Annotated in this window: 1 protein-coding gene; it reads left to right on the plus strand. The window is 67.5% G+C overall.

Annotated elements, in window-relative coordinates; genetic code table 11:
* Nucleotides 1-122: 122 nt before the first annotated feature.
* Nucleotides 123-1,343: an IS256 family transposase gene (locus ACYVII_RS19065; RefSeq protein ID WP_460537922.1), complete on the plus strand. Its 1,221-nt coding sequence runs from the start codon at nucleotides 123-125 to the stop codon at nucleotides 1,341-1,343.
* Nucleotides 1,344-1,401: the final 58 nt, after the last annotated feature.

Below are 1,401 nucleotides of genomic sequence, written 5' to 3' on the forward strand. Positions count from 1 at the left end.
GGCCGCGTCCCGTGGAGTGGTGTAGATCTCGGGCGCCGAGTGTCACGTCGTGAACGTGGTGAGCCATCGTGCGATGGTCAGTGAGAACTGTCTAGGAATCTCACGGAAGGACACAAGGCACGATGGCTCTGGACCAGTCTGCCCTCCTCGAGCTGCTCGGGGAATTGAAACTCACGGATGTCTCGGATCGCATCAGGAAGGCGACCGAGGCGCTCTACCAGGAACTCATCGACGCGGAGGCCGCCGCGTTCATCGGGGCGGCCCGGTACGAGCGCACCAGCGAGCGCCGCGCAGTGCGCAACGGCACCCGGCCCAGGGTGCTGGAGACCACGGCCGGGCAGCTCGAGCTGAAGATCCCGAAGCTGCGGCAGGGCAGCTTCTTCCCGTCGCTGCTGGAGCGGCGGCGCCGGGTGGACCAGGCGCTGTTCGCGGTCGTGATGGAGGCCTACCTTCACGGCGTCTCGACCCGGAAGGTCGACGACCTCGTCAAGGCCCTCGGCGCCGATACCGGCATCTCGAAGTCCGAGGTCTCGCGCATCTGCGCCGACCTCGACGAGGAAGTCGCAGCGTTCCGGGACCGGCCGCTTTCGGGCGCGTATCCGTACGTGTTCCTCGACGCCACGTACTGCAAGGCGCGGGTGAATCACCGGGTCGTCTCCCAAGCCGTCGTCGTGGCCGTCGGCATCGCGGCCGACGGCCGCCGCGAGGTGCTCGGCTTCGAGGTCGGGGATACCGAGTCGCAGGCGTTCTGGACGGAGTTCCTGCGCACCCTGAAGGCCCGCGGACTGGATGGTGTTCAGCTGGCGATCTCGGATGCGCACACCGGGCTGATCGCTGCGATCCAGACCGTCCTCCAGGGCGCCAGCTGGCAGCGGTGCCGGGTGCACTTCCTCAGGAATGTCCTCGCCCAGGTGCCGAAGGCCGCCGGCCAGATGGTCGCCTCGATCATCCGCACCGTCTTCGCCCAGCCCGACGCCGAGCACGTGATGACGCAGCTGGGCGAGGTGACCCGCATGCTCGAGCGGTCCCACCCCAAGGTGGCCGCGATGCTCGAGGCTGCGAAGGACGACATCACCGCCTTCGCGGCGTTCCCGCAGGCGCACTGGCGGCAGATCTGGTCCACGAACCCCTTGGAACGGGTGAACAAGGAGATCAAACGCCGCACCGACGTCGTGGGCGTCTTCCCCAACCCCGCCGCCCTGTTGCGCCTGGCCGGGGCGGTCCTCGTCGAGCAGCACGATGAATGGGACGCCGGCGACCGCCGCTACTTCAGCGAGCAGTCCATGAAGCTCCTGACCGAGCCCGCAGAGGAGGTGACCATCCCCGAACTCAAAGCCGCATAATCAACTACAGCTGACCCGCACGGTGTCGAGAAACTCCACCACTCAGCGGGACGCGGCC

Source organism: Humibacter ginsengiterrae, assembly GCF_054780115.1.